Raw genomic sequence first — 26724 nt, 5'->3', positions numbered from 1 at the left:
CCCCATGCCGGGGATGGCAGCCCTGGCGGGCCGGCCATCCCCCCGACCGCTACTTCTCCTGAAAGGTGGGCGCCCCCGCCGTCGCCGCGGCCTCCTCCGCCTCCAGGTCGTGGCCGCCGGCGAACTGGCTCCTGTACAGCCGGTGGTACGCCCCGCCGCGGGCGAGCAGCTCCTCGTGGCTGCCCTGCTCGACGATGCGCCCGGCCTCCATGACAAGGATCGTGTCCGCGTCGCGGATGGTCGAGAGCCGGTGAGCGATCACGAAGGACGTCCTGTCGGTCCGCAGCGCCCGCATGGCCTTCTGCACGAGCAGCTCGGTGCGCGTGTCCACGGACGAGGTCGCCTCGTCGAGGATCAGCAGCGACGGGTTGGACACGAAGGCCCGCGCGATCGTGATGAGCTGCTTCTCGCCGGCGGAGATGTTCGAGCCCTCCTCGTCGATCACCGTCTGGTAGCCGTCCGGCAGCGCGCGCACGAACCGGTCCACGTAGGTGGCCTTGGCCGCGGCCATGACCTCCGCCTCGGTCGCCTCGAGGTTGCCGTAGCGGATGTTCTCGTAGATCGTGCCGCGGAAGAGCCACGCGTCCTGGAGCACCATGCCCACCTTGGAGCGCAGCTCGGCCCGGGAGAGGTCGCGGATGTCCACGCCGTCGAGCAGGATCCGGCCCGAGGAGATCTCGTAGAAGCGCATCACGAGGTTCACGAGCGTCGTCTTGCCCGCGCCCGTCGGTCCCACGATCGCGACCGTGTGCCCGGGCTCGGCCGTGAGCGAGAGGTCCTCGATGAGCGGCTGGTCGGGCGAGTAGGAGAAGGTCACGTGCTCGAAGTCGACGTGCCCGTCGGTGGCCTCGGGCAGGTGGCCCGTCGGCGTCTCGGGCTCCTCCTCCTCGGCGTCGAGCAGCTCGAAGGTCCGTTCGGCGGAGGCCACGCCGGACTGGAGCATGTTGGCCATGCCCGCGATCTGCCCGAGCGGCTGGGTGAACTCGCGCGAGTACTGGATGAACGCCGTCGCATCCCCGAGGGTCATCTGCCCGGCCGCGACGCGCAGGCCGCCCACGACGGCGATGCCCACGTAGGCGAGGTAGCTCACCCAGTTCATCACCGGGAAGATCATGCCGGAGACGAACTGCGCCCCGAACGAGGCGCGGTAGAGCTCCTCGTTCTTCGCATCGAAGCGCTCGACCATGTCCGTCTGGCGCCCGAACACGGTCGCGAGGTCGTGGCCCGAGAAGGACTCCTCGATCTGGCCGTTGAGCGCGCCCGTGTTCTTCCACTGCGCCTGGAACAGCTTCTGGCTGCGCGCGCCGATCACGCCCGCGACGACGCCGGAGAGCGGCAGCGCGATGAGGGCGATGAGGGCCAGCTGCCACGAGACGATGAACATCATCACGACGATGCCGAGCACCTGCAGGACCGAGGAGAGCAGCTGCGAGAACGCCTGCTGCAGGCCCTGCTGGATGTTGTCGACGTCGTTGGTCACCCGGGAGAGCACGTCGCCGCGCTGGCGGGTGTCGAAGTAGCCGAGCGGGAGCCGGTTGAGCTTGGCCTCGACGTCCTGCCGCAGCCGGTAGATGACCCGCATGACGAGCCGGTTGAGCAGGTAGCCCTGGGCCCACATGAACACCCCGGCCACCGAGTACATGAGCAGCACGACGGCGATGAGGAACGTCAGGCGGCCGAAGTCGATCCCCTGCCCGGGCACGAGGTCCATTCCTGCGAGCATGTCCGCGAAGTTGCCCTGCCCCTGGGCCCGGAGGCCCTCGACGACCTGCTCCTTCGAGGCGCCGGCGGGCATCTGCTTGCCGATCGCGCCCGAGAAGATGACGTCCATGGCCTGGCCGAGGACCTTCGGCGCGATGACCGTCAGCACCACGGAGACGAGGATGAACGCGACCACGACGGCCATCTGGGCCCGCTCGGGGCGCAGCAGGCCCATGAGCCGCTTCGCGCTCGGCCCGAAGTTCTTGGCCTTCTTCGCGGGCAGGTCCCCGAACATCCCGCCGTCGGCCTCGGTCGGGCGGTACTCCTCCTCGAGGAGCTCGTCCTCGGGCTGCGGATGAGGCTTCTTCTCTGCCTTCTCCGGGCTCACGCGATCTCCCCCACTTCCTCGGCGGAGATCTGCGACTGCACGATCTCCTGGTACGTCGGGCTCGTCTCGAGCAGCTCCTCGTGCGTTCCGCGGTCCACGATCCGCCCGCCGTCGAGCACGAGGATCTGGTCGGCGTCGACGATCGTCGAGACCCGCTGGGCCACGATGATCACGGTCGCGTCGCGCGTGTGCGCGTGCAGGGCCCGGCGCAGCCGCGCGTCGGTCGCGACGTCGAGGGCCGAGAAGGAGTCGTCGAAGAGGTAGACGGCGGGCCTCGCGACGAGGGCCCGTGCGATGCACAGCCGCTGCCGCTGCCCGCCCGAGACGTTCGTGCCGCCCTGGGCGATCCGCGCGCCGAGCCCCGCGGGCTTCTCGCGCACGAAGTCCGCGCCCTGGGCGACCTCGAGCGCTTCCCACAGCTCGCCGTCGGACGCCTCCTGCCGGCCGAAGCGCAGGTTGTGCTCGACGGTGCCGGAGAACAGGTACGGGCGCTGCGGCACCATGGCCACGCGCGAGGTGATCTCGGAGCGCGGCATCCGGTCCACGGGCACGCCGTCGAGCAGCACCTGGCCGCCGCCGGCGTCGTAGAGCCGCGGGATGAGCGAGAGCAGGGTGGACTTGCCTGAGCCGGTGGCGCCGATGATCGCGAGCGTCTCCCCCGGCCGGGCGGTGAAGCTCAGCCCCGAGAGCACAGGCGCCTCCGCGCCCGGGTACCGGAAGGACACGTCGCGGAACTCGACGACTCCCTCGCGCCGCTGCGGGACGAGCGGCTCGGCGGGCGCCTCCATCGCGGGCACGACGCCGAGCACCTCGCCGATGCGGTCGGCGCACACCGAGGCGCGCGGGATCATCATGGCCATGAAGGTGCCCATCATGACGGCCATGAGGATCTGCAGGAGGTACTGGAGGAACGCGGTGAGCGAGCCGACCTGCATCTGCCCCGCGTCCACGCGCTGCCCGCCGAAGTACAGCACCGCGGCCGTGGCGAGGTGCAGGAGCATCATGATGATCGGGAACATGAGCACGAAGATCGCCCCGACCCGGAGCGAGACCTCGGTCAGTGCCCGGTTGGCCTCGGCGAAGCGGCCCTCCTCGTAGGGCTCGCGGACGAAGGCCCGCACCACGCGGATGCCCATGATCTGCTCGCGCAGCACGCCGTTGATCCCGTCGATCTTCTGCTGCATCCCGCGGAAGAGCGGCAGGAGCAGGTACACGAGGTAGCCGACGATCCCGAACAGGACCGGCACCGAGACCCACACGAGCCACGAGAGACCGAGGTCCTCGCGCAGGGCCATGATGATGCCGCCGATGCACATGATCGGGGTCGAGACCATGAAGTTCAGGGCCATGAGGAGGAGCATCTGGACCTGCTGGACGTCGTTCGTGCCGCGTGTGATGAGCGTCGGCGCGCCGAAGGACTGGACCTCCTGCGCCGAGAACGAGGTGACCTTGCGGAACACGGCCTGGCGCAGGTCGCGGCCGAACGCCATCGCCGTCTTCGAGCCGAAGTACACGCCGGCGATCGCCGTGGCGACCTGGGTCAGGGCCACGCCGAGCATGAGCCCGCCCTGGCCCCAGATGTAGTCCGTGTCGCCGCGGGCCACGCCCTGGTCGATGATCTGGGCGTTGATGCTGGGCAGGTAGAGCGTGGCGATCGTCGTGGCGAGCTGGAACACGACCACGGCGAGGATCCACGCCCAATAGCGGGCGCTGTAGCGCCGGATGAGGGTGAGGAGCATCGAAGTCCTTCGCGTCGGGCCCGCACCGGCAGGCGGTGGGGGCGAGTCCAGACTAGACCCGCCAATGCGGGGAGCCATCAGCCTTGAGGAGGATTCGCACGGCCTGCGGACAGGGGCTGTCCGCTGGCTCCCAGAGCGGGCACGACGGCGGGTTCCCCGCCCGCGCGGGCCGGCCCACCGGCGTCGTGCGCGGCACCCGCAGGAGCCGCCGGAGTGATGTCCACGCTCCGGCGCAGCGGCACCTCGCGGATGAGCAGGACCGCGACGAGCGCGAGGACGGCGATCGCGGCCGAGACGAGGAAGATGAGCGCGGTGGCGTCGCCGAACGCGGCGCGCACGACCTCGGCGACGGGCGCGGGCATGTCCTTGAGGTCCAGGGACGCCCCCGAGCCCGAGCCGGGGGGCACCTCGATGCCGTGGCTCGCGAGGCCCTCGGCCACGAGCGTGCCGGAGCGGTTGCTCAGGACGGCGCCGAGGACCGCGACGCCCACGGCACCTGCCACCGAGCGGAAGAACGCGACCGTGGCGCTCGCCGTGCCGATGTCCGTCGCGCGGACCGTGTTCTGCACCGCGAGGACGAGGTTCTGCATCGTCATCCCGAGGCCCACGCCGAGGACGAAGGTGTAGGCGCCGGTGAGCGCGAGCTCGGTCGTGTGGTCGATCGTGCCGGTGAGCCCGAGGCCCGCGACCGTCAGGACGCTGCCGAGGACGAGGTACCGCTTCCACTTCCCGTAGCGCGTGATGAGCTGGCCCGAGACGACCGAGCCGGCGAAGTTGCCCGCGATCATCGGCAGGGTCAGGAGCCCGGCCTCGGTCGGCGTGGCGCCGCGGGCGACCTGGAAGTACTGGCCGAGGAACGAGGAGGAGCCGAACATCGCGACGCCGATCGCGGCCGAGGCGACGATCGCCAGCGCCGTCGTGCGGTCCGAGACGATCTTCAGCGGGATGATCGGCTGGGCCACGCGGGACTCGACGACGATGAGAAGCACGAGGGCGACGACCGCGCCGCCGACCATCGAGGCGCTCTGCCACGACCACCAGTCGTAGTACCCGGCCTTGCCCGCGAACGAGACCCAGACCAGGAGGGTGCTGACCCCGAGGGCGAGCAGGAGCGTGCCGAGCCAGTCGATCCTCGCGGGGCGCCTCACGTGCTTGATCTTGAGGGTCACCTGGATGAGCACGAGCGCGATCACGGCGAGCGGGACGCACACGAAGAACGTCCAGCGCCAGCCGAGCGGCGAGTCCACGATGAAGCCGCCCAGGAGCGGCCCGCCCGCGGTGCCGACGGCCATGACGGCGCCCATGTAGCCCGAGTACCTCCCGCGCTCGCGCGGCGGGATCATCGTGCCGATGATCGCCATGGCCAGGGCCGTGAGGCCGCCCATGCCGATGCCCTGGACCACGCGCGCGGCGATCATCGAGGGGATGTCCTGCGCGAGGCCGGCCACGACCGAGCCGAGGACGAACACCACGATGTTGAGCTGGGTCAGGAGCTTCTTGTCGAACAGGTCGGCTAGCTTGCCCCAGACGGGCGTCGTGACGGCGTTCGCGAGCAGGGCCGCGGTGATGACCCACGCGAAGTCGGTCTGGGTGCCCTTGAGGTCCGCCATGATCGTCGGCAGGGCGTTCGCGACGATCGTGCTCGAGAGGATCGCCGTGAAGAACGCGGCGAGGAGTCCCGTGAGCGCCTCCAGGATCTGGCGGTGGCTCATCTGCGGGGCCGTGTCAGCGGGCAGCAAGCGGGTGCTCCTTCTCTGTCGTGGCGGGTTCGCCTGTCGCGCCGGGGACGCCTGTCGTTGCGGAGGTCCCGGCGCGGGTCCCTCGCGCGCCGTCCCGGAGGGCGAGGGAGAGCTGGCCGAGGACGACGGCGGCGTCCGCCGCGCGCTGCTCGTCCCAGTCGGCGAGGTAGGCCCTGAGTCGCTCGATCCGATGCTCCTCGATCTGGGCCAGCAGGCCGCGGCCGGACTCGGTGAGGGCCAGGAGCTGGGCGCGCCGGTCCTCGGGATCGCGCCGGCGCTCGATGCAGCCGAGGGCCTCGAGCTCCGCGACGTGCCGGGACAGCACCGGCGCGCTCACGCCGAGCTTCCCCGCGAGGTCGACGGCGCGGCCGCCGTGCTCGTCGATCATCCGGAGGACGCCCTGGGAGGCGACGCCGAGCTCGCCGCCTCGTTCGCTGCCGCGAAGTTCGGCGCTCGCGACGCAGCGCACGATGCGCTGCAGGTCGAAGATGCGGTGCACGAGCTCGCGCGCGGTCTCCGGCTCGACGGGCACGGCGGCTCCCCTCCCTAGATGATTGCTTTCAGCAACTATAGGGGGGGAAGGTTGCTTATGCAAACTAAACGCTGCCCCGCCGGGACCCCGAGGATCGTCTCCGGCCGCCGAAAGCCACCGAGGCAACGCAGACCGCCCCCGGTCGGAGGACCGGGGGCGGTGCGAGGGGTCGGGCTTGGAGGGGGCTACGCCTCCAGATGCGTCGGGGCGAACATCTTCAGGAGGGTCTCGACGACGACGACGTTCGGCCCGTCCGCCGCGAAGCCCTCCTCGAGCGCCTCCCGCACGTCCTCGGGCGCGACCTTGCGGGCCGGGACGCCGAAGGCCTGGGCGAGGGCGACGAAGTCGGGCCGGGCGAGCTCGGTCGCGGTGGCCTGCCCGAACGCCCCGACCATGTACTCGCGGAGGATCCCGTACCCGCCGTCGTCGACGATGAGCCACGTGACCGGTACGTTGTGCTGCTTCGCCGTGGCGAGCTCGCTGATCGAGTACATCGCCGAGCCGTCGCCCGAGACGGCGAGCACGCGCGCGGGCTTCCCGATCGTCGCGAGCCCCACGGCGCCGCCGATCGCTGCCGGGAAGCCGTAGCCGAGCCCGCCGGCGCCCTGGGCCGAGTGGAACTGGCCCTGCCGGGCGTCCCAGCAGCTCCAGCCCCAGTAGGCCGCGATCGTCATGTCCCAGAAGGTCTGCATGTCGTCCGGGACGGCGGCGCGCAGGTCCGCCATGAAGCGCAGCTCCTTGGCGAGGTCCTGCGACTCGAGCCGCGCGCGGACCTTCGCGAGCGAGTCGGCGACGACCTGCTCGGGCGTGGCGCCGTGCCAGTCCGGGCCGGGCCGCCCCGCGGCGGCCGGGTCAGCGAAGGCCTCGGCGAGGGCGGCGTCGAGCGCGGCGAGGGCCTGCCCCGCGTCCGCCCGGATGCCGAGCCCCGGCCTGTTGGACTCGAGGACGCGCGGCTCGGCGTCGATCTGGATGATCCGGCCCCGGGGCTCGAAGGTGAAGTAGTTCGACGTGACCTCGCCGAGCGAGGAGCCGATGACCACGAGCACGTCCGCGTCCTCGAGGACCTCGGTCATGTGCCGGTCCTCGATCCACGACTGGAGCGAGAGCGGGTGCTCCCACGGGAACGCCCCGTTGCCGCCCGGCGTGCAGATGACCGGCGCGCGCAGCTGCTCGGCGATCGAGAGGAGGGACTTCTCGGCGTGGCCGCGCCGGGTCCCACCGCCCGCGATGATCGCGGGCCGCCGGGCCTCGCCGAGCCAGCGCACGGCCTCGCGGACCAGCTCGACGCGCGGCGGGTTGTCCGCCGCGACCGCGAGAGCGTCCTCCACCGGCGGCACGACGATCGGGTCAAGCAGCACGTTCTGCGGGATCTCGATCCATACGGGCCCCTGCGGCGAGGAGATCGCCTCGGTCCACGCGTCCTGGATCGCGCTCGGGATGCCCGAGGCGTGCTGGATGAGGCGCTGGCTCTTCGTGACGTTAGCGGCCGAGGCCTTCTGGTCGTCGAGCTGGTGCAGCATGCCCTTGCGCCGCGCGCCGAGCCCCTCGAGCGGGATCTGGCTCGCGACGACGACCATCGGCACACCTGTCGCGTACGCCTCCTGCAGGCCCGCGAGCGAGGTGAGCGCGCCGGGTCCGGTCGAGAGGAACAGCACGCCGACCTCGCCGGTCGCTCGCGAGTACCCGTCCGCCGCGAAAGCGGAGTTGTTCTCGACCCGGCTAGAGACGAAGTGCAGGTTGCCGCGGCCCATCGCGTCGAAGAGCCCGAGGGCGTGCTGGCCAGGGATGCCGAAGACGGTCTTCGCGCCGAGGGCCTCGAGGGTCTCGACGACGAGGTCGCCGCCGTTCCGGACGGAAGGAGCGCCGGGGGCCGCCGCCGCTCCGGGGCGCACGACGGCGCCGCCCGCCTCGTGCGCCCGGATCGCCTCGGCCTCCCCCGTCCGGGGCGACTCGGGCGACTCGACCGGGCTCACGGGGCGACCGCCGTCGTGCGCTCGGCACCGGCCGAAGCGGCAGAAGCCGACACGGCCTCACCATCCGCCGCGGCCCCTGCCGCTGATCCCGCCTGGGCCTTCGGCAGCTCGCTCATGAGCGACACGAGGTCGTAGGCCACGTGGCTCGCGGCGACGCCGGTGATCTCGGCGTGGTCGTAGGCCGGGGAGACCTCGACGATGTCGGCGCCGACGAGGTTGAGCCCCCGCAGGCCGCGCAGGATCTCGAGGAGCTCGCGGCTCGTGATGCCGCCGGCCTCGGGGGTGCCGGTGCCCGGGGCGTGGGCGGGGTCGAGGACGTCGATGTCGATCGAGACATACAGGGGGCGGGAGCCAATGCGGTCCCGCAGCTTCGCGACGATCTCGCGCACGCCCTGGTAGTAGACGTCCGAGGAGGTCACGATGCCGAAGCCGAAGCGGCGGTCGTCCTCGAGGTCCTTCTTGCCGTAGAGCGGGCCGCGGGTGCCGACGTGGGAGATGGCCTCCGTGTCGAGGATGCCCTCCTCGACCGCGCGGCGGAACGGGGTGCCGTGGGTGTACTCGGCGCCGAAGTAGGTGTCCCACGTGTCGAGGTGGGCGTCGAAGTGCAGGAGCGCGATGGGCTCGCCCGCGCGCTCGGACGCGGCGCGCAGGAGCGGCAGGGCGATCGTGTGGTCGCCCCCGAGCGTGAGCAGCCGCGCGCCGTCGGCCGTGAGGTCGAGGGCGTTCTGCTGGACGGTCTCGATGGCCTCGTGGATGTTGAACGGGTTCACCGCCATGTCCCCGGCGTCGGCGACCTGGGCGGTGGCGAACGGCGAGAGGTCCAGGGCCGGGTTGTACGGGCGCAGGAGGCGGCTCGCCTCGCGCACGTGGTTCGCCCCGAAGCGCGCGCCCGGGCGGTAGGAGACCCCGGAGTCGAACGGGACGCCGACTACCGCGACGTCCGCCCGGGGCACCTGGTCGAGGCGCGGGAGGCGGGCGAACGTGGCGGCGCCGGCGAAGCGTGGGATGCGGGACGAATCGATGGGACCGAGGTTGCCGTTGGCCTCGATGCGCAGCTCTTCCAAGATGACCCTCCGGAGTGTGGCAGTGAGTGTTGGCTTGTGACTCACACTACAGGAAAGTTTTCGAATACGCACCTACTGTTTACTTGTCGGCTCCCGCTAGTAGACCGTGAGGCTCAGCAGCACCTGCCGCAGCTGCTGGCCCAGCGGCGAGGCGAGCCACTTCCGCGCCGCCTCCGGGCTCTCGAACTCCAGGAGCGCGGGCGGGACGTCGGCAGCAACGGCGTAGCCGCTCGAGATCCGGACCACGCCCTTGTCGAATCCCCCGTGCCGCTGCCCGGGCCCGTCGATCGGCCGGCCCGGCGAGATGGTCATGAAGTACTCGACGTCCGAGGCCGCAGACCCCGAGGCTGGGGTCTCCGCGTAGAACGCGTAGTGCCCCGGCTCGGCGGCGGCCGACCCGAGGCCGGGGATCGGCTCGGCGTCGAGGACCGAGCGCGTGACGTCAAAGCCCACGTCCTGCGGCGTCCAGTTCAGGAAGACACCCAGGACCTCCGTGCCGTCTGCGGTGCGCAGCGTCGCGATCTCACGCATCGCGGGGCCCATGGGGTGCAGCTCGCTCGTCACGGTCCAGTCGGCCGGGTAGCGGAAGGCCAGCTGGTGGGCCGTGAAGTTGTGCAGCTTGAGGGCGGGCGACGGCGTGGGGCTGGGCGTCGCCCCGGCGTCGCCGCCGGAAGGCGCAGAGGCCGAGGCGGAGGCGCCCGCGGGCGCGGGCGCGGAGGACGATGGTGCGGCGGCTTCCGGCCGGGGCGCGCCGCAGCCGGCGAGCGCGAGGACCGCCGCGGCGAGCGCCGCGGCGGCCCAGGACAGGGTGCGTGCCATGGCAGCGCCGCTCACGAGGCCCGCAGGCTCAGCAGGAGGGCGCGCAGCTGGCGGCCCTCGTCCGAGGCGTACCAGGCCTTTGCCTCCTCCTCGGAGGCGAACGGCTGGGGCGTGTCCCACACCACCTGGGCGGCCAGGACGCCCTCGTGGGTGCGGATCAGGCCCAGGGCCTCGCCGGGGGTCGAGGCCCCGGACGCCGCCGGGCCTGCGGTGAGCTGGAGCCAGTACACCGAGGTGTCCTCGCGGTACCACGAGAGGTGCGCCTGCGGCGACGGCAGGGAGGCGAGGCCGGGGACCGGGACGGTCTCGTAGACCGTCCGCTCGACGTTGCTCGCGACGACGTCTGCCACTGCCCCGATGTACACCGTGGCCATGGTGCGTCCGGCGGCGTCCTTGACAGTCGCCGTGACGGTCGTGACCGGCGCCTCCACAGAATGGAAGCCCTCGACCATCCACTCCTGCGGGTGGTCGAACGAGAAGCGGCCGCCCGGGAACGTGAACGTGGACAGGGCCGCGGACGGGGCCGGCGAGGAGGGCGCCTCCGACGTCGCGGTGCCGGCGGGACGGCTGGCCTCGGTCGCGGTCGACGGCGCCGGGCTGGCGGCGGAGGTCGTAGCGGACGGCTGCGCGCTGGGCGCCTGGGTGGCAGCGCCCTGCGAGGCGGCCGTCCCGCAACCCGAAAGGGCGAGGGCCAGGGCGGCGGCCGCGAGTGTGAGGATGGGCCGATGTGTGGGCCGGTGGGGGTGCATGGCTCTCCAGAGGGGGTGCGGAACTTCGTCGGGGGCGGGGGTGCTGCGAGGTCTAGCGAGACCACCGTCTCACCTCGATCCGGGCGGGAAGAAGAGCCCGGATAATAAATCCACCGAAATGAGATAAAGCCGTTACGAGAAGATCCGCCCCGGGCGCCTGCCGTGAAGCAACGGTGACCGAACCGCCCCGGTGAGCGCCGGCGTCGTGCGCAAAGACACCGCAAAGGCGCGTTAAGGTTCCGTCAAGGCCCCGGTTCCGCGCCGCGCACCCGCCCTACGCTCCTGAATGCATCCCCCCGTAGAAGACGCAGGAGCCATGAGCACACTGATGCGGCCGCCGGCCGAACCCTCCATCCGCCGCAGGCAGCCGCACCCCGTCCGGACCTGGCTGCTCGAGGGCATGCCCGAGGCGGCCGGCAAGCGCCAGGGCCCGCACGGCGTCCCGCGCGAACACCACACCCCGGCGTCCTGGTGGCGTGTCATGTGCCTCACCGGCGTGGACTACTTCTCGACCCTCGGCTACCAGCCGGCGATCGCCGCGCTCGCGGCCGGGCTGCTCGCGCCGCTCGCGACGGTGATCCTCGTCGTCGTGACCCTCGCCGGCGCCCTGCCGGTGTACCGGCGCGTGGCGCGCGAGAGCCCGCGCGGCGAGGGCTCGATCGCGATGCTCGAGAAGCTCATGGGCCGCTGGACCGGCAAGCTCGTGGTCCTCGCGCTGCTCGGGTTCGCGGCCACCGACTTCATGATCACCATGACCCTCTCCGCGGCCGACGCGAGCGCGCACCTCCTCGAGAACCCCTTCGCGCCCGAGTTCCTGCACGGGCAGCAGGTGCCGATCACGCTCGGGCTCATCGCCGCTCTCGGGGTCGTGTTCCTGCGCGGGTTCAAGGAGGCGATCAATGTCGCCGTCGTGCTCGTGGGGGTATACCTGGGGCTCAACGCGATCGTGGTCCTGGCGGGGATCGTCCATGTGGTCGCGGAGGGCCACCTCGTCACGGACTGGTGGGCGGCGCTGACCACCCAGCATGGCGACCCCTGGCTCATGGTCGGGATCGCGCTTCTCGTCTTCCCGAAGCTCGCGCTCGGCCTCTCGGGCTTCGAGACCGGCGTCGCCGTCATGCCCCAGGTCAAGGGCGAGCCCGGCGACACCGAGGAGCGCCCGGCGGGCCGGATCCGGGGCACGCACCGGCTCCTGAGCTCCGCGGCGCTCATCATGTCCGCGTTCCTCATCGCCTCGAGCTTCGTCACGACTCTGCTCATCCCCGCGGCGGAGTTCGCGCCCGGCGGCGCCGCCAACGGCCGCGCGCTCGCCTACCTCGCGCACGGGTTCTTCGGTGACGGGTTCGGCACGGTCTACGACGTCGCGACGATCGCGATCCTGTGGTTCGCCGGCGCCTCGGCGATGGCCGGGCTGCTGAACCTCGTGCCGCGCTACCTGCCGCGGTACGGCATGGCGCCCGAGTGGGCGCGGGCCGTGCGACCGCTCGTGCTCGTCTTCACCGGGGTCGGGTTCCTCATCACGTGGATCTTCGAGGCCGACGTCGACGCGCAGGGCGGCGCGTACGCCACCGGCGTGCTCGTGCTCATGACCTCAGCGGCCGTCGCCGTGACCCTCTCGGCCCGCACGGCGCGCGAGCGCGTGCGCACGTGGGCGTTCGGCGCCGTCGCGGCGGTGTTCGTGTACACGACGGTCGCGAACGTCGTCGAGCGGCCCGACGGCATCCGGATCGCCGCGATGTTCATCCTCGGGATCCTGCTGGTGAGCTTCGCCTCGCGCGTGCGGCGCTCCTTCGAGCTGCGGGCGACCCACGTGCGGCTCGACGACCAGGCGCTCGAGTTCCTCTCCGACGTCGAGAGCGGGCCGATCCGGCTCATCGCGCACGAGCCGCAGCGGCTCGACGCCGAGCGGTACCGGACCAAGCTCGCCCACGCCCGCGCGGCCAACCACGTGCCCGAGGACGCGCGGATCCTGTTCATCGAGGTCGTCGTGGACGACTGCTCCGAGTTCGAGCAGGAGCTCGACGTCCGCGGGATCAAGCGGCACGGGTTCAAGGTCCTCGAGGTCCACTCGAACAACGTGCCCAACACCCTCGCCGCCGTCCTGCTCCACCTGCGCAACGTCACGGGCCTCATGCCGCACATCTACTTCCGCTGGACCGAGGGCAACCCGGTCGTGAACCTGACGAAGTTCCTGTTCTTCGGCGAGGGCGAGATCGCGCCCGTGACCCGCGAGGTGCTGCGCGAGGCCGAGCCGGACATCACGGAGCGCCCCTGGGTGCACGTCGGCTGACCCGCCTGAGCGGCTTCCGCCCGGCGTCAGCGGGAGGCGGCCGGGACCAGGATCCAGAGGACGGTCGCGGGCTCGTTCGTGGGGTTGACCCACGTGTGCGGCTCGCGCCCCGGGAACGTGAGCGTGTCCCCTGCGCGGAGCGAGTAGCGCTCGTTGGTCATGATGAGCGTGATCTGCCCGCGTACCACGTGCAGCACGTCCACGTCGCAGTCGACGGCGTAGAGGTCGGACTCGCCCGAGCCGTGCGGCTCGATGTCCGCCTGCAGGAGCTGGACGCGGCGCTCGGACCGGGCCGTGAGCAGCCGCTCGACGATGCCCTCGCCGCCGAGCGAGATGCGCGGCGCCTCCTGCGCGCGGGTCAGGTGCGTCTCCGGCACGGCGAAGAGGTCCCCGATCGAGACCGAGAGCACCTGGCACAGGGTCACGAGCGAGGCGACCGACGGCGAGGTGAGGTCCCGTTCGACGCGGGAGAGGAAGCCCTTGGTCAGGCCTGTGGCGTCCGCGACCTGCTCGATCGTCATGCGCTGGGCCTGGCGCGCCGCGCGGATGCGGGAGCCGATCGCGACGGGGGCGTTGCTCGGCTCGACTGGCAGGGCTTTCATGGCTGTCTCTCTCTGGAAGCGGCTCCCGCCATCCTACTGGCGGGTGCTGCATTGACTGTTGTTCCCATCACAAATTAGTCTAGCGGGCAACACCTGTTGCTTCTCAGGCATCTAGCCCGGCAACCGGAACCCTCTTCAAAGACACTCCCCCAAGGACTATCCATGGACGCAAACGCCGTCAACATCGGCATCGTCGTGGCCTATCTCGCCGCGATGCTCGCCTTCGGCTGGTGGGGCAAGAGCCGGACCAAGAACAACAGCGACTTCCTCGTCGCGGGCCGCCGCCTCGGCCCCCTCCTCTACACAGGCACCATGGCCGCCGTCGTGCTCGGCGGGGCCTCGACCGTCGGCGGCGTGGGCCTCGGCTACCGCTTCGGCATCTCCGGCGCGTGGCTCGTGATCGCGATCGGCGCCGGCGTCATCGCCCTGAGCCTCGCGTTCGCCGGCACGATCCAGCGGCTCAAGATCTACACCGTCGCCCAGATGCTCACGCTGCGCTACGGGACCCGGTCGACCCAGACCTCCGGCATCGTCATGCTCGCCTACACGCTCATGCTGTGCGCGACGTCGACGAGCGCCTACGCGACGATCTTCGTCGTCCTCTTCGGCTGGGAGCGCTGGCTCGCGATCGCCGTCGGCGGCGCGATCGTGCTCGTCTACTCCACGGTGGGCGGCATGTGGTCCATCACCCTCGCGGACCAGGTCCAGTTCGTCATCAAGACCGTGGGCATCTTCCTGCTCATGCTCCCCTTCGCCCTCAACGCCGCGGGCGGCTTCGACGGGATCCGGCAGCGCGTGGACGCCTCGTTCTTCCAGTGGGACGGGATCGGCGTCCAGACGATCATCACGTACTTCGTCGTCTACACCCTCGGCCTGCTCATCGGCCAGGACATCTGGCAGCGCGTCTTCACGGCCAAGACCCCCGAGGTGGCCCGCTGGGGCGGCACGACCGCCGGCCTCTACTGTGTGCTGTACGGCCTCGCCGGCGCCGTCATCGGCATGGCCGCCAAGGTCGCCCTGCCCAACATCGACATCGCCGCCGTCGGCAAGGACGCCGTGTACGCCGAGGTCGCGAGCCAGCTCCTGCCCATCGCCGTCGGCGGCCTCGTGCTCGCTGCGGCCGTGGCCGCCATGATGTCCACCGCGTCCGGGGCGCTCATCGCCGCCGCGACGGTCGCGCGCACCGACGTCGTGCCCTTCGTCGCGAGCTGGTTCGGGCGCAGCATCGCCGTCGAGCACGACCGCGACCCCGAGGAGGACGTGCGCGAGAACCGCTGGTGGGTCCTGGGCCTCGGCGTGGTCACGATCGTCATCGCGATCCTCGTCAAGGACGTCGTCGCGGCGCTGACCATCGCCTACGACATCCTCGTCGGCGGCCTCCTCGTCGCGATCCTCGGCGGCCTCGTGTGGAAGCGCGGAACGGGCCTGGGCGCCGCGATCTCGATGGCCGTCGGGACCGTGGTCACGCTCGGCACCATGATCTACCTCGAGGCGAATGCCGCCGTGCCGCTCGACGGCATCTACGCGAATGAGCCGATCTACTACGGCCTCGCCGCCTCGGCGATCGCCTACATCGCGGTCTCGCTCGCGACCCCGCCCACCGAGGCCGGCGTCCGGGCCGCGTGGGAGGCCCGCATCAGGGGACGCGTCGAGGAGGCGGAACCCGAGAAGGTCGCCTAGCCTCTCTCCCCGCACGACGGCGGGGCGCCGCCCCCTTCGCGGGGTGGGGCACCGCCGTCGGGGGTTGAGCACGACGGCGCGTGGCCGGGTCAGCGCGACCCGGCCACGCGCCGTCGTCCGCGTCCCTGAAGGGGCACAGAGTTCCGGTCCGCCTAACTCCCGGGTGCCGGGGGACCGGCCGAAATCCGCGCCGCGAAAGGGCTACAGTGGCTGGGGCAACGGCGCCCGCAGTACCCGCCACAGCCCAGGAGCCACGATGCAGAACACCCTGTCCAACCACCACGGAGCGCGCCGCGAGCCCTCGGCCGCGGACATCCGGCGATGGCGGCAGTACCTGGCCGACGAGAGGGCCGAGGCCGCGATCTACCGCTCCCTCGCGAGCCGCCGCGAGGGCGAGGAGCGCCAGATCCTGCTGGGCCTGGCCGAGGCCGAGGGCCGGCACGAGGCGCACTGGCGCGCCCTGCTCGGCGACGCCGTTGGCAAGCCGCGGCCTGCCTCCCTGCGCAGCCAGGTCCTGGGGTTCTTCGCCCGGCACTTCGGGAGCGTGTTCGTGCTCGCGATGGCGCAGCGGGCCGAGAGCCGCTCCCCCTACGCGACCGACCCATTCGCGACCCCGGCCATGGCCGCGGACGAGCGCATCCACGAGGAGGTCGTGCGCGGGCTCGCGGTCCGCGGCCGCACCCGGCTCTCGGGCTCGTTCCGCGCCGCCGTCTTCGGGGCGAACGACGGGCTCGTGAGCAACCTCTCGCTCGTGGCCGGCATGGCCGCCTCGGGCGTCTCGAGCCAGATCGTGCTGCTCTCGGGCATCGCGGGGCTTCTGGCCGGCGCCCTCTCGATGGGGGCCGGGGAGTTCATCTCCGTCCGCTCGCAGCGCGAGCTCCTGAACGCCTCGCGGCCCACGCAGGTCACCCTGAGCGCGGCCCCGGCCCTGGACCTCGACCACAACGAGCTCGTGCTCGTCTACAAGGCCCGCGGCATGAGCCAGGAGGCCGCGGAGCACCGCGCCGCCGAGCGGCTCGGGCACTTCGCGTGCGACTGCGACCCGAGCCTCTCGCTGCACCCCGAGCGGGGCGAGGACGAGCACGAGGCCGTCGGCTCGGCCTGGGGCGCGGCGATGAGCAGCTTCTGCTTCTTCGCCTCCGGCGCGATCGTGCCGGTCCTCCCGTTCCTGTTCGGCATGGTCGGGGTCGCGGCGCTCGTCGTCTCCGCCGTCCTCGTGGGGCTCGCGCTCCTGGCGACCGGCGCCGTCGTCGGCCTGCTCGCGGGGGCCTCGCCGCTCAAGCGGGCCATCCGGCAGCTGGGCATCGGCTTCGGCGCGGCCGCGGTGACGTACCTGCTCGGCTGGGGCTTCGGAGTGGCGGTCGGCTGACCCCGGGTCCTTCAGGGGTGACCCCGCATTCTTGAGACCTGACCCCGCATCCTTGAAAGGTGACCCCGCATCGTGCATCACATTGCGGGGTCACCTTCCTACGTTGCGGGGTCACCTTCCTGCGTTGCGGGGTCACCTTCCTGCGTTGCGGGGTCGCCTTCCTGACCCGAGGCGATGTCCCGCGCGGCGTCGATGACGGCGTCGACCCTCCGCGGCCGCCGCACGCCGGGGGCCACTGCCGCTACGACCGCGTTCGAGGGCGTCGCGTCGGCGACCGGGACGAGCACGACGCCCGCTGCGCCGAACGGCTCGCGCATGCCGCTCCAGACGTTCGTCACGCTGTAGGCCCGCCCCGTCGCGACGATCCCGCGGATCGTCTCCGACACGACGCTCTTCCAGCGCACCCTCGGCTCCACGCCCGCGGCCCGGGCCATCCCCAGGACGCGCTCGGCGCTCGGCGGCACATCGAACAGCACTGCATCCTCCTCCGCGAGGTCCGCGAAGCGCAGCTCGGCCTTGCCCGCGAGCGGATGCCCCTCGGCCAGGAGGAAGTGCGGCCGGGAGTCGGCGACATGCACGACGTCGACTCCGGGCACCGTCTGGAGCGAGTAGACGAACGCCGCGTCGAGCTCGCCGTCGGCCACGGCCCGCTGGAGCTCCTCGGCGGCGCCCTCGGTGAAGTCCAGCTCGACCTCCGGAAGGCGCTCGGCGGCGTGCCGCAGGAGGGCCGGGACGAGCCGGGGGCTGATCGCGATCATGCAGCCCACCCGCACGCGTCCGCGCAGCTCCTCCCAGCCGGAGTGCACGGCGGCACGCAGCTCCCCCGCTTCCGCGAGGATGCGCCGGGCGCGGACCCCGAGGGCTGTCCCGGCGGCCGTCGGCATGACGCCCTTCGAGCGGGTGCGGATCAGGAGGTCGACGCCGATCGCGCGCTCGAGCTGGGAGATCGCCATCGAGGCGGCGGCCTGGGAGATCCGGCTGCGCTGGGCGGCCTCCGTGACGGAGCCCGAGTCGAGCACGGCGACGAAGTACTCGAGCTGCCGGAGCGTGAACTCGGATGCCATCAACTCTCCTTATGAGCCTCGTTGAATTGATTGATTATACAAATCAAGTGGCGCGGGACACACTGGAGTCCAGTCCAGAACCGAAGGAGCTTCACCGCTATGAGCCCCAGCCTTGCACCCCACGTCGTCACCCTCGGGACCGCCGGTGGCCCCCGCTGGTGGGCCGCCGCCGACTCGGGCGAGCGCACCGGGATCGCGACCGCCGTCGTCGTCGGCGACGCCTTCTACCTCGTGGACTGCGGCCAGGGATCGGGCCGGCGCATCGCCCAGGCCGGGCTCTCGATGGCCGATCTGCGCGCCCTGTTCATCACCCACCTGCACTCGGACCATGTGTACGACCTCGCGGGCATCGGCATCTTCGGCCTGTACGCCCTCCTGGACCGGACCGACCGGCCGGTGACGATCCTCGGCCCCGGCAACCGCGGCGCTCTGCCCCCGGTGTCCCCGCGCGCCGTCGTGCCTCCCGAGCCGCTCGCGCCGGAGAACCCGACGCCGGGCACGCGCGAGATGTTCGCTACGCTCATGGCGGCGCACGCGACGGACCTCAACGACCGCATCCTCGACAGCCTCAAGCCCAGCCCGCTCGACGTGTTCGACGCGCGGGACATCGAGATCCCCGCCGAGGCCGGCTACCACCCCAACGACAACCCCACCCCCGCGATGGACCCGTTCGAGGTGTACCGCGACGAGCTCGTCACGGTCACCGCGATCCTCGTCGAGCACCCGCCCGTCGCCCCGGCGTTCGCGTTCCGCTTCGATACCGCCGAAGGTTCCGTCACGATCTCGGGCGACACCTGCTACACGCCCAACCTGATCACGCTCGCGCAGGGCACCGACCTGCTCCTGCACGAGGCGATCGACTTCGAGTGGGTCGAGTCTCTCTACGGGGACAAGACCGACGAGGCCTCCCGCGCCGCGCGGGACCACCACTACAAGTCCCACACGAGCGTGCGCGAGGCCGCCAAGGCCGCGGAGGCGGCCGGCGTCGGCACCCTCGCGCTGCACCACCTGGTCCCGGGCCACGCCCCGGACAGGGTCTGGGAGGAGGCGGCCGAGCACTTCGCCGGGCGCTTCGTCCTCCCGGCCGACCTCGAGGTCATCCCCTTCGGCCGTCAGCGCTGACGCCCTTAGGCCCCCGCAGTCCATCATTGAGGACAGGACAACGAAGTGAACACCGAAAGCACCATGACCGCGCCGAGCACCCAGAGCGTCCCCGAGACCCTCAACACGAAGGACATGCGCCGCATCCTGGCCTCGTCCTTCGTCGGCAGCGCGATCGAGTACTACGACTTCATGCTGTACGCGACGGCCGCGTCCCTCGTGTTCAACAAGGTCTTCTTCGCCAACCTCGGCCCGGGCTTCGCGCTCTTCGCCTCCTTCGTCACGCTCGCCGTCGGCTACGTGGCCCGCCCGCTCGGCGGCCTCATCTTCGGCCACTTCGGCGACATCGTGGGCCGCAAGAAGATGCTCGTCCTCTCGATGCTCATCATGGGCGCCGGCACCGTCGCCATCGGGCTCCTGCCGCCGACGGCGCAGATCGGCATCGCGGCGCCCGTCACCCTCGTGCTCCTGCGCCTCGTGCAGGGCATCGCGGTCGGCGGCGAGTGGGGCGGCGCGGCGCTCATGGCGATCGAGCATGCCCCGCAGAGGCACCGCGGCTTCGCGGCGTCCTTCGCGAACGCCGGCGGCCCGGCCGGCGCAATCCTGGGCACTCTCGCCCTGTCCCTGTTCGCCGCCCTCTCCGGGGACGGGTTCCTCGACTGGGGCTGGCGCGTGCCGTTCCTGCTCTCGGCGGCGCTCATCGTCGTCGGCATGGTGATCCGGCTCAAGGTCTCGGAGACGCCTGCATTCGTCCGGCTCGAGGCGGTCAGCGAGAAGCGCCGGGTGCCGATCGTCGACGTCCTGCGCACCGCCAAGCGCGCCGTCCTGCTCGGCCTCGCCGCGACCACGGCGTTCTACGTCTGCCAGGCCATGACGACCGTGTGGGGCGTCTCGGTCGCCGTCGAGTCCGGCGCTGACAAGAACGGCGTACTCAACATCAAGGCGGGCGCGGCCGCGCTCACCCTCGTGATGTGCTTCGTCTCGGCCCGGCTCTCGGACCGGTACGGACGACGGCGCGTGCTCGCCTTCGGCACGCTGCTCGGCACCGTGCTGGCCTACCCGACGATCCTGCTCATGACCAACGGCACGCTCTGGGGCTTCGGCCTCGCGATCTTCATCGGCAACGGCCTGGTCCAGGGCGTCCTCTACGGGCCGATCGCCGCGTACGTGGCCGAGCAGTTCCCGACGCGCATCCGCTACACGGGCGCCTCGCTCGCGTACCACTCGGCGTCCATGCTCGGCGCGGGCTTCACGCCGATGATCGTCACGGGCCTGACCCTCGCGGCCGGCGGGGCCCTGTGGCCGGTCGCGGTGTTCTGGATGGGGATCCTGCTCGTCGCGCTCGTCGCGGTCCGGGCGACGGCCGAGGGGACCAAGCGCCAGCTCGACTGACCCCGCAACCTAGGGACGTGACCCCGCACGCTAGGGACGTGACCCCGCAACCTAGGGAGGTGACCCCGCAAGCTAGGGACGTGACCCCGCAACGTTGAGACGTGACCCCGCATCGGACTTCTCCCATGCGGGGTCACCTTCCTGCCTTGCGGGGTCAGTCGAGGATCACGACGGCCTCCTCGACCGAGTCCACGAGATGGACGCTCCCCTCCATGCCCTTCCCCCGCGCCAGCGCCGAGAGGAGCGGCCATGCGGGCAGGTCCTCCGTCCAGTGGCGCACCCCCACGAGCACCATGGGCGTGACCGCCTCCGCGGCGGCGTAGTAGTTCTCGCAGCCGTCCTGGAAGATCTCCTGCACGGTCCCGGCGGCGCCCGGCAGGAACACGACCCCGCCCGTGCACTTCTCGAGCAGCACGGCCTCGCGGACGGCGTTCGCGAAGTACTTCGCGATGTGGGTCGCGAACAGGTTCGGCGGCTCGTGGCCATAGAACCACGTGGGGATGCCGAGGCTCGCCGTCCCGGCCGGATGCTCCTTGAGGACCGCGAGCGCCGCCCTGGCCCATCCGCTCACCGAGGGCCGGTAGGAGGGCACGACGGCGAGCCTCGCCAGCGCGTCGTCGAGCGCCTCGTCGGCGGCCGCGGCGAGGTAGGCCCCGAGGTTCGCCGCCTCCATGGCGCCGGGCCCCCCGCCGGTGGCGACCACATGCCCAGCCGCAGCGAGTCCGCGCCCGAGGCGAGCGGCGTCGTCGTACGCCGGGGTCCCCCGGCCCGCCGCGTGCCCGCCCATGACCCCGACCACGCGGTTGTCCGCGCCGAGCTGGGCGAGCACGGCGCCGAGGGCGTCACCGATGTGGTGGTCGTGGAGGGCTGCGGCGATGGCGGAGTCGACGCCGGCTCGGCCCTGCCGCTGCGTCCACGCGTAGATCCGTGCGTCGGGGGTCCGCTCGTAGGGGTTGGCATCGACGCCCTCGTACAGCTCGAGCCCCGTGTAGAGGTCCGGGCGGTAGGCATTGAAGGGCACGTCGGGCAGGAGAGGGAAGACGAGGGCCCCGCGGGCGCGCAACGACTGCTCCATCCCCGGCTGGAGCACACAGCCGAGGAACATCGACCCCGTGGGGTCAAGGGCCTTGAGCTCGCTCGAGCGGCCCGTCAGGTCCACGGACTGCAGGTGCCAGCCCTCCATGGACGTCGCCCCGTTGCCCAGGAGCTCGTCGAACCTCTCGAGCGAGTCGACCTCGAGGATACGCGGCATGGGGTTGAGTGCGGCGTCCATGGAGAAACATTAGCCGGGGTGTGGCGGCATGGCGCAGGGCACTTCTGGGATCTCGCCGGATGGCTCCGTACCCGGAACGTCAGGCCGGGGTGGGGACCTGGACCCTCACCGGGGCGCCGGTCTCGAGGGACTCCTGGGCCGCGTCCGCGACGCGGGAGGCGGCCACCGCGTCCTCTGGGGTGCACGGGTTCTCCCGCTCGCCGAGGACGAGCTCGACGAACGCGGCGAGCTCCGCCCGGTACGCGGCGTCGAACCGCTCGGCGAAGGTCTTGTGCGTCTCGCCGGCGGGGAACGCGACGCCCAGCTCGGCCGAGCGCAGGGCCGTCTTCGCGTCGAGGCCCACCATGACCGAGGACTGGGAGCCCTGGATCTCGAGGCGCACGTCGTGCCCGGCGCCGTTGTAGCGCGTCGCGGAGACGGTGCCGACGGTGCCGTCGTCGAAGGTCACGACGGCGAGCGCCGTGTCGACGTCGCCGACCTCGCCGATCGCCGGGTCCCCGTTGTTGGACCCCTTCGCGTAGACCTCCACGATCTCGCGGCCGGTGAGCCAGCGGAGGATGTCGAAGTCGTGCACGGAGCAGTCGCGGAAGAGGCCGCCGGAGGTCGCGATGAACTCGACCGAGGGCGGGGCCATGTCGCCGGTCATGGCGCGCAGCGAGTGGATCCAGCCGACCTCGCCCGCGTCGAAGCGGCGCTTGGCCTCGAGGTAGCCGGCGTCGAAGCGGCGCTGGTGGCCGATCTGGACGATGCCGCCCTTCGCCGCGATGTGCTCGAGGACGGGCAGCGAGTCGGCGACGGAGCCCGCGACCGGCTTCTCGCAGAACACGGGCACCCCCGCGTCGACCCCGGCGCGGATGAGCTCGGGGTGGGTCTGCGTGCCGGTCGCGACGACGAGGGCGTCCACCCCCGAGGCGAGCAGCCCGGCGGCCCCGCCGGGGACGAACTCGGCGCCGACCTCCGCGGCCACGGAGCGGGCGTGCTCCTCGGCCACGTCGGTGAGCCGGAGCGAGAGCGCGACCTCCCGCTCGGCGAACTGCGGCACGAGCGCGGCGATGTTGCAGGCGTGCATGACGCCGATGCGGCCGACGCCGACGAGGCCGAGCGTGACTGCCTGGGCGGTCTGGGTGGTCTGGGGCATGGGGCACTCCTTCGTAGCCGGGCCGGCGGCCCAGAGCGTATGGGAACGTTCCAACGTTTGCAGTAGAGTATCCCCGTGCCGGGGCCCTCGGTCAAGGTTTGTCCTGACAAGGAGAGCTCGGCCGGGACCTGAGAAGGAGGCGCCATGGCGAAGGCTGTGTCCAAGTCGGCCACGATCCTCGACGTCGCCGCACGCGCCGGCGTCTCGAAATCCGCCGCCTCCCTCGCCCTGCGGGGGACGGGCTACGTGAGCGAGGCCAAGCGGCAGGCGGTTCTCGCCGCGGCCGCCGAGCTCGGCTACCGGCCCAACGCCGCCGCCCGCGCGATGGGCTCCGCCCGGTCCGGGACGGTCGGCGTCATCCTCGACGACCTGCGCAACCCCTGGTTCGTGCCCGCGATCGAGGGCCTCTCGGAGGGCCTGCATGCGGGCGCGCTGCGCCCGCTCCTCGGCGACTGGCGGCTCGAGGGCGCGGCCCTCGCCGAGCGCTTCCTCGAGCTGCGGGTCGAGGGGCTCGTGCTCGTCGGGACGCTCGAGGGTGCCGAGGCGGCCCTGCCGCCGCTCTCGCCGGTGCCGGTCGTCCAGGTCGGGGCGGCGCGGCCCCAGGCGCCAGGCGCCGCGGTCGTCACGAACGACGACGCCGAGGGCGCCCGCCGCGTCGTGCGGCACCTCGCCACGTTAGGCCACCGCCGGATCACCCACCTCGCCGCGCCGGGGACGGGCGTGGGCGACGCCCGTCGGGCCGGGTTCGAGGACGAATGCGCGCGGCTCGGGATCGGGTTCGAGACCGTCGCGGCCGGGCTCACGGAGGAGGCCGGGCGCCGCGCCGCGCTCCCGCTCCTGCGCTCGCCCGCCGAGGCCGGACGCCCCACGGCCGTCTTCGCCGTCAACGACATGGCGGCCCTGGGCGCGCTCTCGGCCGCGGAGGAGCTCGGCCTGCGCGTGCCCGAGGACCTCTCGCTCGCCGGCTACGACGACACGCCTGCGGCGAGGCTGCGCGCCGTCGGGCTCACGAGCGTGGACAACGCGAGCCGGGAGGCCGGGCGCGTGGCCGCCGGACTCCTCGTAGAGGGCATCACAGCGCGCATCGCAGCCCCGGGCGGGCAGGCGGACGACGCCGACGGCGAGCCGCCCGCCGTCGTCCTCCTGCCGCCCGGGCTCAAGGCGCGCTCGAGCACGGCTCCCCCGCCCGCCTGACCGGCAAGACGGCCGGACGACGGGCCCGGGGAGGTCGCCTCAGTCCTCGAGCGGCGTCACGTGGACGCGCTCCCCGCGCGGGCCGAAGAGGCTCAGGAACTCGACGGCCTGGGGCCCGGCGGTACCGAACCAGTGGGGCGTGAGAGTGTCGAACTCGGCGGCCTCGCCGGGGCCGAGCTCGAATTCGCGCCCGCCCAGCACGAGCCGCAGCCGCCCGGCGAGGACGTACAGCCACTCATGCCCGGCATGTGTGCGGGGCTCGGGCTTGGCGGGTCTGGCACGTCCGGGGATCACGTGCTTGTACGCGCGCAGCCCGATCGCGCCGCGGCTGAGCGGGACCAGGACCTGCCCGTGCCGGCGGACGGGGCGAAGGTGGATCCGCGGGTCCCCGACCTCGGGCGCGCCGACGAGCTCGTCGAGCGGCACGCCGTAGACCCGGGCGAGCGGCAGGAGGAGCTCGAGCGTCGGCTTCCTCCCGCCGGATTCGAGACGCGAGAGCGTGCTCACGGAGGTGCCGGTGGCCTCGGAGACCTCCGTGAGCGTGAGGCCCCTCCCCTCGCGCAGCGCCCGAAGGCGCGGCCCCACCCCGGCGAGGAGCCCGTCGTCGCCGCTGGGCGTGTCACGTTCCATGCCCCGCAGTTTGCCATTCCGGCAATATGGATTGCCAGTCGGACAGCGGGCAGCTGAGAATCGTTCCTACCAACACGAGGAGGAACCATGGAACCAGAGGCGGACTACGACGTCGCCATCGTGGGCGGCGGCGCCGCCGGGCTCAGCGCCGCGGTGGCCCTCGCGCGCTCGCTGCGGCGCGTCGTCGTCATCGACGCAGGCGAGCCGCGCAACGCGCCGGCCGAGGGGGCGCACAACGTCCTGGGCCGAGAGGGCGTCGGTCCGCTCGAGCTCCTCACCGCCGGCCGTGCGGAGGCTGAGGGCTACGGGGCGCACATCCGACGGGGTCGGGCAGTGGGGGTCCGGCGCACGGAGACCGGATTCGCGCTGACGCTCGAGGACGGCGCGCAGCTGGGCGCCCGTCGGCTCCTCCTCACGACGGGCCTCGCCGACGACCTTCCCGCGATCCCCGGCCTGCGCGAGCGCTGGGGCCGCACCGCGCTCCACTGCCCCTACTGCCACGGCTGGGAGGTCCGCGGGCGGCGGATCGGGGTGATCGGCACGGCGTCCCAGAGCGTTCACCAGGCCCTCATGTTCCGCCAGCTCAGCGACGCCGTGACGCTGTTCCGGAACACGATGCCCGAGCCTGACGCCAAGCAGTGGGACCAGCTCGCCGCGCTCGGCGTCGAGGTCGTGGACGGCGCAGTGGCGAGGCTCGACGACGACGGCGGCCGGACCGCCGTCGTCCTCGCGGGCGGGCACCGCGAGACGGTCGACGCAGTCGCGGTCGCCCCGCGCTTCCTGGCCCGCGGGGAGCTGTACGAGCAGCTCGGCGGGACGATGGCTGAGCACCCGATGGGAAGGTTCATTCCCACGGGGCCCATGGGCGCGACGGACCTCCCGGGCGTGTGGGCCGCCGGCAACTCGAGCGACCTCGCCGCGATGGTATCCGCCGCTGCGGGCGCCGGGGTCGCCGCGGCGGCCGCGATCAACGCCGACCTCGTCCAGGAGGATGCGCGGGCCGCCGTCGTGCAGCGCGCCGTCAACCGGTGACGTGGAGCCGGATCACGAGAGGCGGAAGACCGGCTCGAAGCCCGGATCGGTGATGGCGGGGCGGCGCAGGGAGAACGGCTCGATCGGGTGGGGCGTGCCGCCGTCGACCGTGAGATCGGCGAGGATCTGCCCCATGAGGCTCGCGAACTTCCCGGCGTGCCCGCCGCCGTTGAAGACCGCGACGTGCGGGCTCCCCGGCAAGGTGTCGAGGACGAAGTCCCGGTCCGGGGCCATGTCGTAGACGCACGTCCGGTTGGCCCAGACCGGGCCCACGGCCCGGGGCAGGTGCCGCTCGAGGAAGCCTCGCAGGATCGCGGCCTCGGCGTCGTCGCCCTCGAAGACCCGCTCCTCACTGCTGATGAAGCGCCCGCGCATGTCCCGGGCGAGCTTGACCGCGGGCTCGCCGTAGACCGGGAAGCCGTAGAACGTCTCCTCGCCGTGGAAGATCCAGATCGGGAACCTCTCCGGCGTGAACTCGGCCAGGTTCCCGGAGGTGAAGTAGCCGACCTGCTCCTGGGAGAGCGTGAGGCGGTACTCGAGGCCGAGGTCCGCCATGAGCTCGGGGAGCCAGGACGCCGCCGCGACGACGAGGCTGCCGGCCTCGAAGTCGCCGCCGCCGGTGCGGACGGTGACGCTGTCCGGGTGCACGTCGATGCCCTCGACCCGCGTGTTCGGCAGGAACTCGACGCCGGCGGCGAGGGCGAGCGAGGTGTGCGCTGCAACGGACCGGCGGATGTCGATGAGCCCGCCGGCCTCTTGGTACATGCCCGTCACGTCGTCCTCGATGCGCCACTGCGGGTAGCGGGCGCGGATCTCGCGCGCCGTGAGGTCCTCGTAGGGGATGCCCTCGGCCGCGAGCGCGCGGCGGTAGGCGTCGATGCCGGCGAGGCTCGCCTCTGCCGAGGTCGCCAGATCCAACCCTCCGGTCTTGAGGTACAGCGGCAGGCCGGAGCGCTCCTCGACCTCGGCCCACGCCTCGAACATGGCCGGGGTGAGCCTCGTGTAGTCGGTGCTGTGGTAGGCGTGGCGGATGATCCGCGAGACGTCGCCGGAGGAGTTGAGCGTGTTGACGAGGTCGAACTGCTCGAGCACGAGCACGCGCGTCCCGGCCCGGCGGGACAGCCAGTACGCGGCCGCGGATCCGATCGCGCCCGCCCCGATGACGATGTGGCTGTACCCGTTCTGCATGCACCTTCTCCTTGCCGTGGTCCGGACCATCCTCGCCCAGGTTGGGCGCGGAGCGAGAACGCTGTTC

At 72.0% G+C, this 26724-nt stretch carries 21 protein-coding genes; 7 read left to right on the top strand and 14 right to left on the bottom strand.

What is annotated here, in order from left to right; translation table 11 throughout:
* Positions 1 to 49: 49 nt before the first annotated feature.
* From ACUYMY_RS04535 to ACUYMY_RS04500, 8 genes are all read right to left on the bottom strand, one after another.
* A complete protein-coding gene (locus ACUYMY_RS04535; protein ID WP_481704959.1) occupies positions 50 to 1996 on the bottom strand; it encodes an ABC transporter ATP-binding protein in 1947 nt (648 codons plus the stop codon).
* An 89-nt stretch (positions 1997 to 2085) separates the two neighbouring features.
* Positions 2086 to 3828, bottom strand: a complete 1743-nt coding sequence (locus tag ACUYMY_RS04530; RefSeq protein WP_481702431.1) for an ABC transporter ATP-binding protein — start codon at positions 3826 to 3828, stop codon at positions 2086 to 2088.
* Between the two features lie 77 nt (positions 3829 to 3905).
* Positions 3906 to 5540, bottom strand: a complete 1635-nt coding sequence (locus tag ACUYMY_RS04525) for an MDR family MFS transporter (RefSeq protein ID WP_481704958.1) — start codon at positions 5538 to 5540, stop codon at positions 3906 to 3908.
* A 13-nt stretch (positions 5541 to 5553) separates the two neighbouring features.
* Positions 5554 to 6099 (bottom strand): MarR family winged helix-turn-helix transcriptional regulator, encoded by a 546-nt coding sequence (locus tag ACUYMY_RS04520; protein WP_481702430.1) that lies wholly within the window; start codon positions 6097 to 6099, stop codon positions 5554 to 5556.
* 185 nt (positions 6100 to 6284) lie between these two features.
* Positions 6285 to 7991, bottom strand: coding sequence for a thiamine pyrophosphate-binding protein (locus ACUYMY_RS04515; RefSeq protein WP_481704957.1), 1707 nt, complete (start codon positions 7989 to 7991; stop codon positions 6285 to 6287).
* Between the two features lie 77 nt (positions 7992 to 8068).
* Positions 8069 to 9136 (bottom strand): agmatinase, encoded by a 1068-nt coding sequence (speB, locus tag ACUYMY_RS04510; RefSeq protein WP_481702429.1) that lies wholly within the window; start codon positions 9134 to 9136, stop codon positions 8069 to 8071.
* 96 nt (positions 9137 to 9232) lie between these two features.
* A complete protein-coding gene (locus tag ACUYMY_RS04505; protein ID WP_481702428.1) occupies positions 9233 to 9955 on the bottom strand; it encodes a hypothetical protein in 723 nt (240 codons plus the stop codon).
* An 11-nt stretch (positions 9956 to 9966) separates the two neighbouring features.
* Positions 9967 to 10704 carry a hypothetical protein gene (locus ACUYMY_RS04500; protein WP_481702427.1) on the bottom strand — a complete coding sequence of 246 codons (738 nt, stop codon included), beginning with the start codon at positions 10702 to 10704 and terminating at the stop codon, positions 9967 to 9969.
* A gap of 316 nt (positions 10705 to 11020) precedes the next feature.
* On the opposite strand from ACUYMY_RS04500, the gene ACUYMY_RS04495 reads away from it, so the two are divergent.
* Positions 11021 to 12994: an APC family permease gene (locus ACUYMY_RS04495; RefSeq protein ID WP_481702426.1), complete on the top strand. Its 1974-nt coding sequence runs from the start codon at positions 11021 to 11023 to the stop codon at positions 12992 to 12994.
* 26 nt (positions 12995 to 13020) lie between these two features.
* Here ACUYMY_RS04495 and ACUYMY_RS04490 read toward each other — a convergent pair whose 3' ends face one another.
* Positions 13021 to 13596, bottom strand: coding sequence for a helix-turn-helix domain-containing protein (locus ACUYMY_RS04490; RefSeq protein ID WP_481702425.1), 576 nt, complete (start codon positions 13594 to 13596; stop codon positions 13021 to 13023).
* Positions 13597 to 13758: 162 nt separating this feature from the next.
* Here ACUYMY_RS04490 and ACUYMY_RS04485 point away from each other — a divergent pair, with 162 nt between their 5' ends.
* Together ACUYMY_RS04485 and ACUYMY_RS04480 are read left to right on the top strand one after the other, a co-directional pair.
* A complete protein-coding gene (locus tag ACUYMY_RS04485) occupies positions 13759 to 15276 on the top strand; it encodes a sodium:solute symporter family protein (protein WP_481702424.1) in 1518 nt (505 codons plus the stop codon).
* Positions 15277 to 15532: 256 nt separating this feature from the next.
* Positions 15533 to 16645, top strand: coding sequence for a VIT1/CCC1 transporter family protein (locus ACUYMY_RS04480; protein ID WP_481702423.1), 1113 nt, complete (start codon positions 15533 to 15535; stop codon positions 16643 to 16645).
* 98 nt (positions 16646 to 16743) lie between these two features.
* On the opposite strand, the gene ACUYMY_RS04475 is transcribed toward ACUYMY_RS04480, so the two are convergent.
* Positions 16744 to 17709, bottom strand: coding sequence for a LysR family transcriptional regulator (locus ACUYMY_RS04475; protein ID WP_481702422.1), 966 nt, complete (start codon positions 17707 to 17709; stop codon positions 16744 to 16746).
* 99 nt (positions 17710 to 17808) lie between these two features.
* On the opposite strand from ACUYMY_RS04475, the gene ACUYMY_RS04470 reads away from it, so the two are divergent.
* Positions 17809 to 18831, top strand: coding sequence for an MBL fold metallo-hydrolase (locus ACUYMY_RS04470; protein ID WP_481702421.1), 1023 nt, complete (start codon positions 17809 to 17811; stop codon positions 18829 to 18831).
* Between the two features lie 45 nt (positions 18832 to 18876).
* Positions 18877 to 20202, top strand: coding sequence for an MFS transporter (locus tag ACUYMY_RS04465; RefSeq protein ID WP_481702420.1), 1326 nt, complete (start codon positions 18877 to 18879; stop codon positions 20200 to 20202).
* A gap of 154 nt (positions 20203 to 20356) precedes the next feature.
* On the opposite strand, the gene ACUYMY_RS04460 is transcribed toward ACUYMY_RS04465, so the two are convergent.
* Positions 20357 to 21475, bottom strand: coding sequence for an LOG family protein (locus tag ACUYMY_RS04460; RefSeq protein WP_481702419.1), 1119 nt, complete (start codon positions 21473 to 21475; stop codon positions 20357 to 20359).
* Between the two features lie 79 nt (positions 21476 to 21554).
* Positions 21555 to 22613, bottom strand: a complete 1059-nt coding sequence (locus tag ACUYMY_RS04455; protein ID WP_481702418.1) for a Gfo/Idh/MocA family oxidoreductase — start codon at positions 22611 to 22613, stop codon at positions 21555 to 21557.
* A gap of 144 nt (positions 22614 to 22757) precedes the next feature.
* Between ACUYMY_RS04455 and ACUYMY_RS04450 the strand changes: the two genes are divergently transcribed.
* Positions 22758 to 23807 (top strand): LacI family DNA-binding transcriptional regulator, encoded by a 1050-nt coding sequence (locus ACUYMY_RS04450; protein WP_481702417.1) that lies wholly within the window; start codon positions 22758 to 22760, stop codon positions 23805 to 23807.
* Positions 23808 to 23846: 39 nt separating this feature from the next.
* Here ACUYMY_RS04450 and ACUYMY_RS04445 read toward each other — a convergent pair whose 3' ends face one another.
* Positions 23847 to 24437, bottom strand: coding sequence for a helix-turn-helix domain-containing protein (locus ACUYMY_RS04445; protein ID WP_481702416.1), 591 nt, complete (start codon positions 24435 to 24437; stop codon positions 23847 to 23849).
* Between the two features lie 87 nt (positions 24438 to 24524).
* On the opposite strand from ACUYMY_RS04445, the gene ACUYMY_RS04440 reads away from it, so the two are divergent.
* Complete coding sequence (locus ACUYMY_RS04440; RefSeq protein WP_481702415.1) at positions 24525 to 25469, top strand: NAD(P)/FAD-dependent oxidoreductase; 945 nt, start codon at positions 24525 to 24527, stop codon at positions 25467 to 25469.
* A 12-nt stretch (positions 25470 to 25481) separates the two neighbouring features.
* Here ACUYMY_RS04440 and solA read toward each other — a convergent pair whose 3' ends face one another.
* Complete coding sequence (gene solA / locus ACUYMY_RS04435; protein ID WP_481702414.1) at positions 25482 to 26657, bottom strand: N-methyl-L-tryptophan oxidase; 1176 nt, start codon at positions 26655 to 26657, stop codon at positions 25482 to 25484.
* Positions 26658 to 26724: the final 67 nt, after the last annotated feature.

The organism is Sinomonas sp. T428B (genome assembly GCF_056780155.1).
The sequence above is the reverse complement of the archived record's forward strand: the minus strand, read 5'-3'. Positions and strand labels throughout refer to the sequence as shown.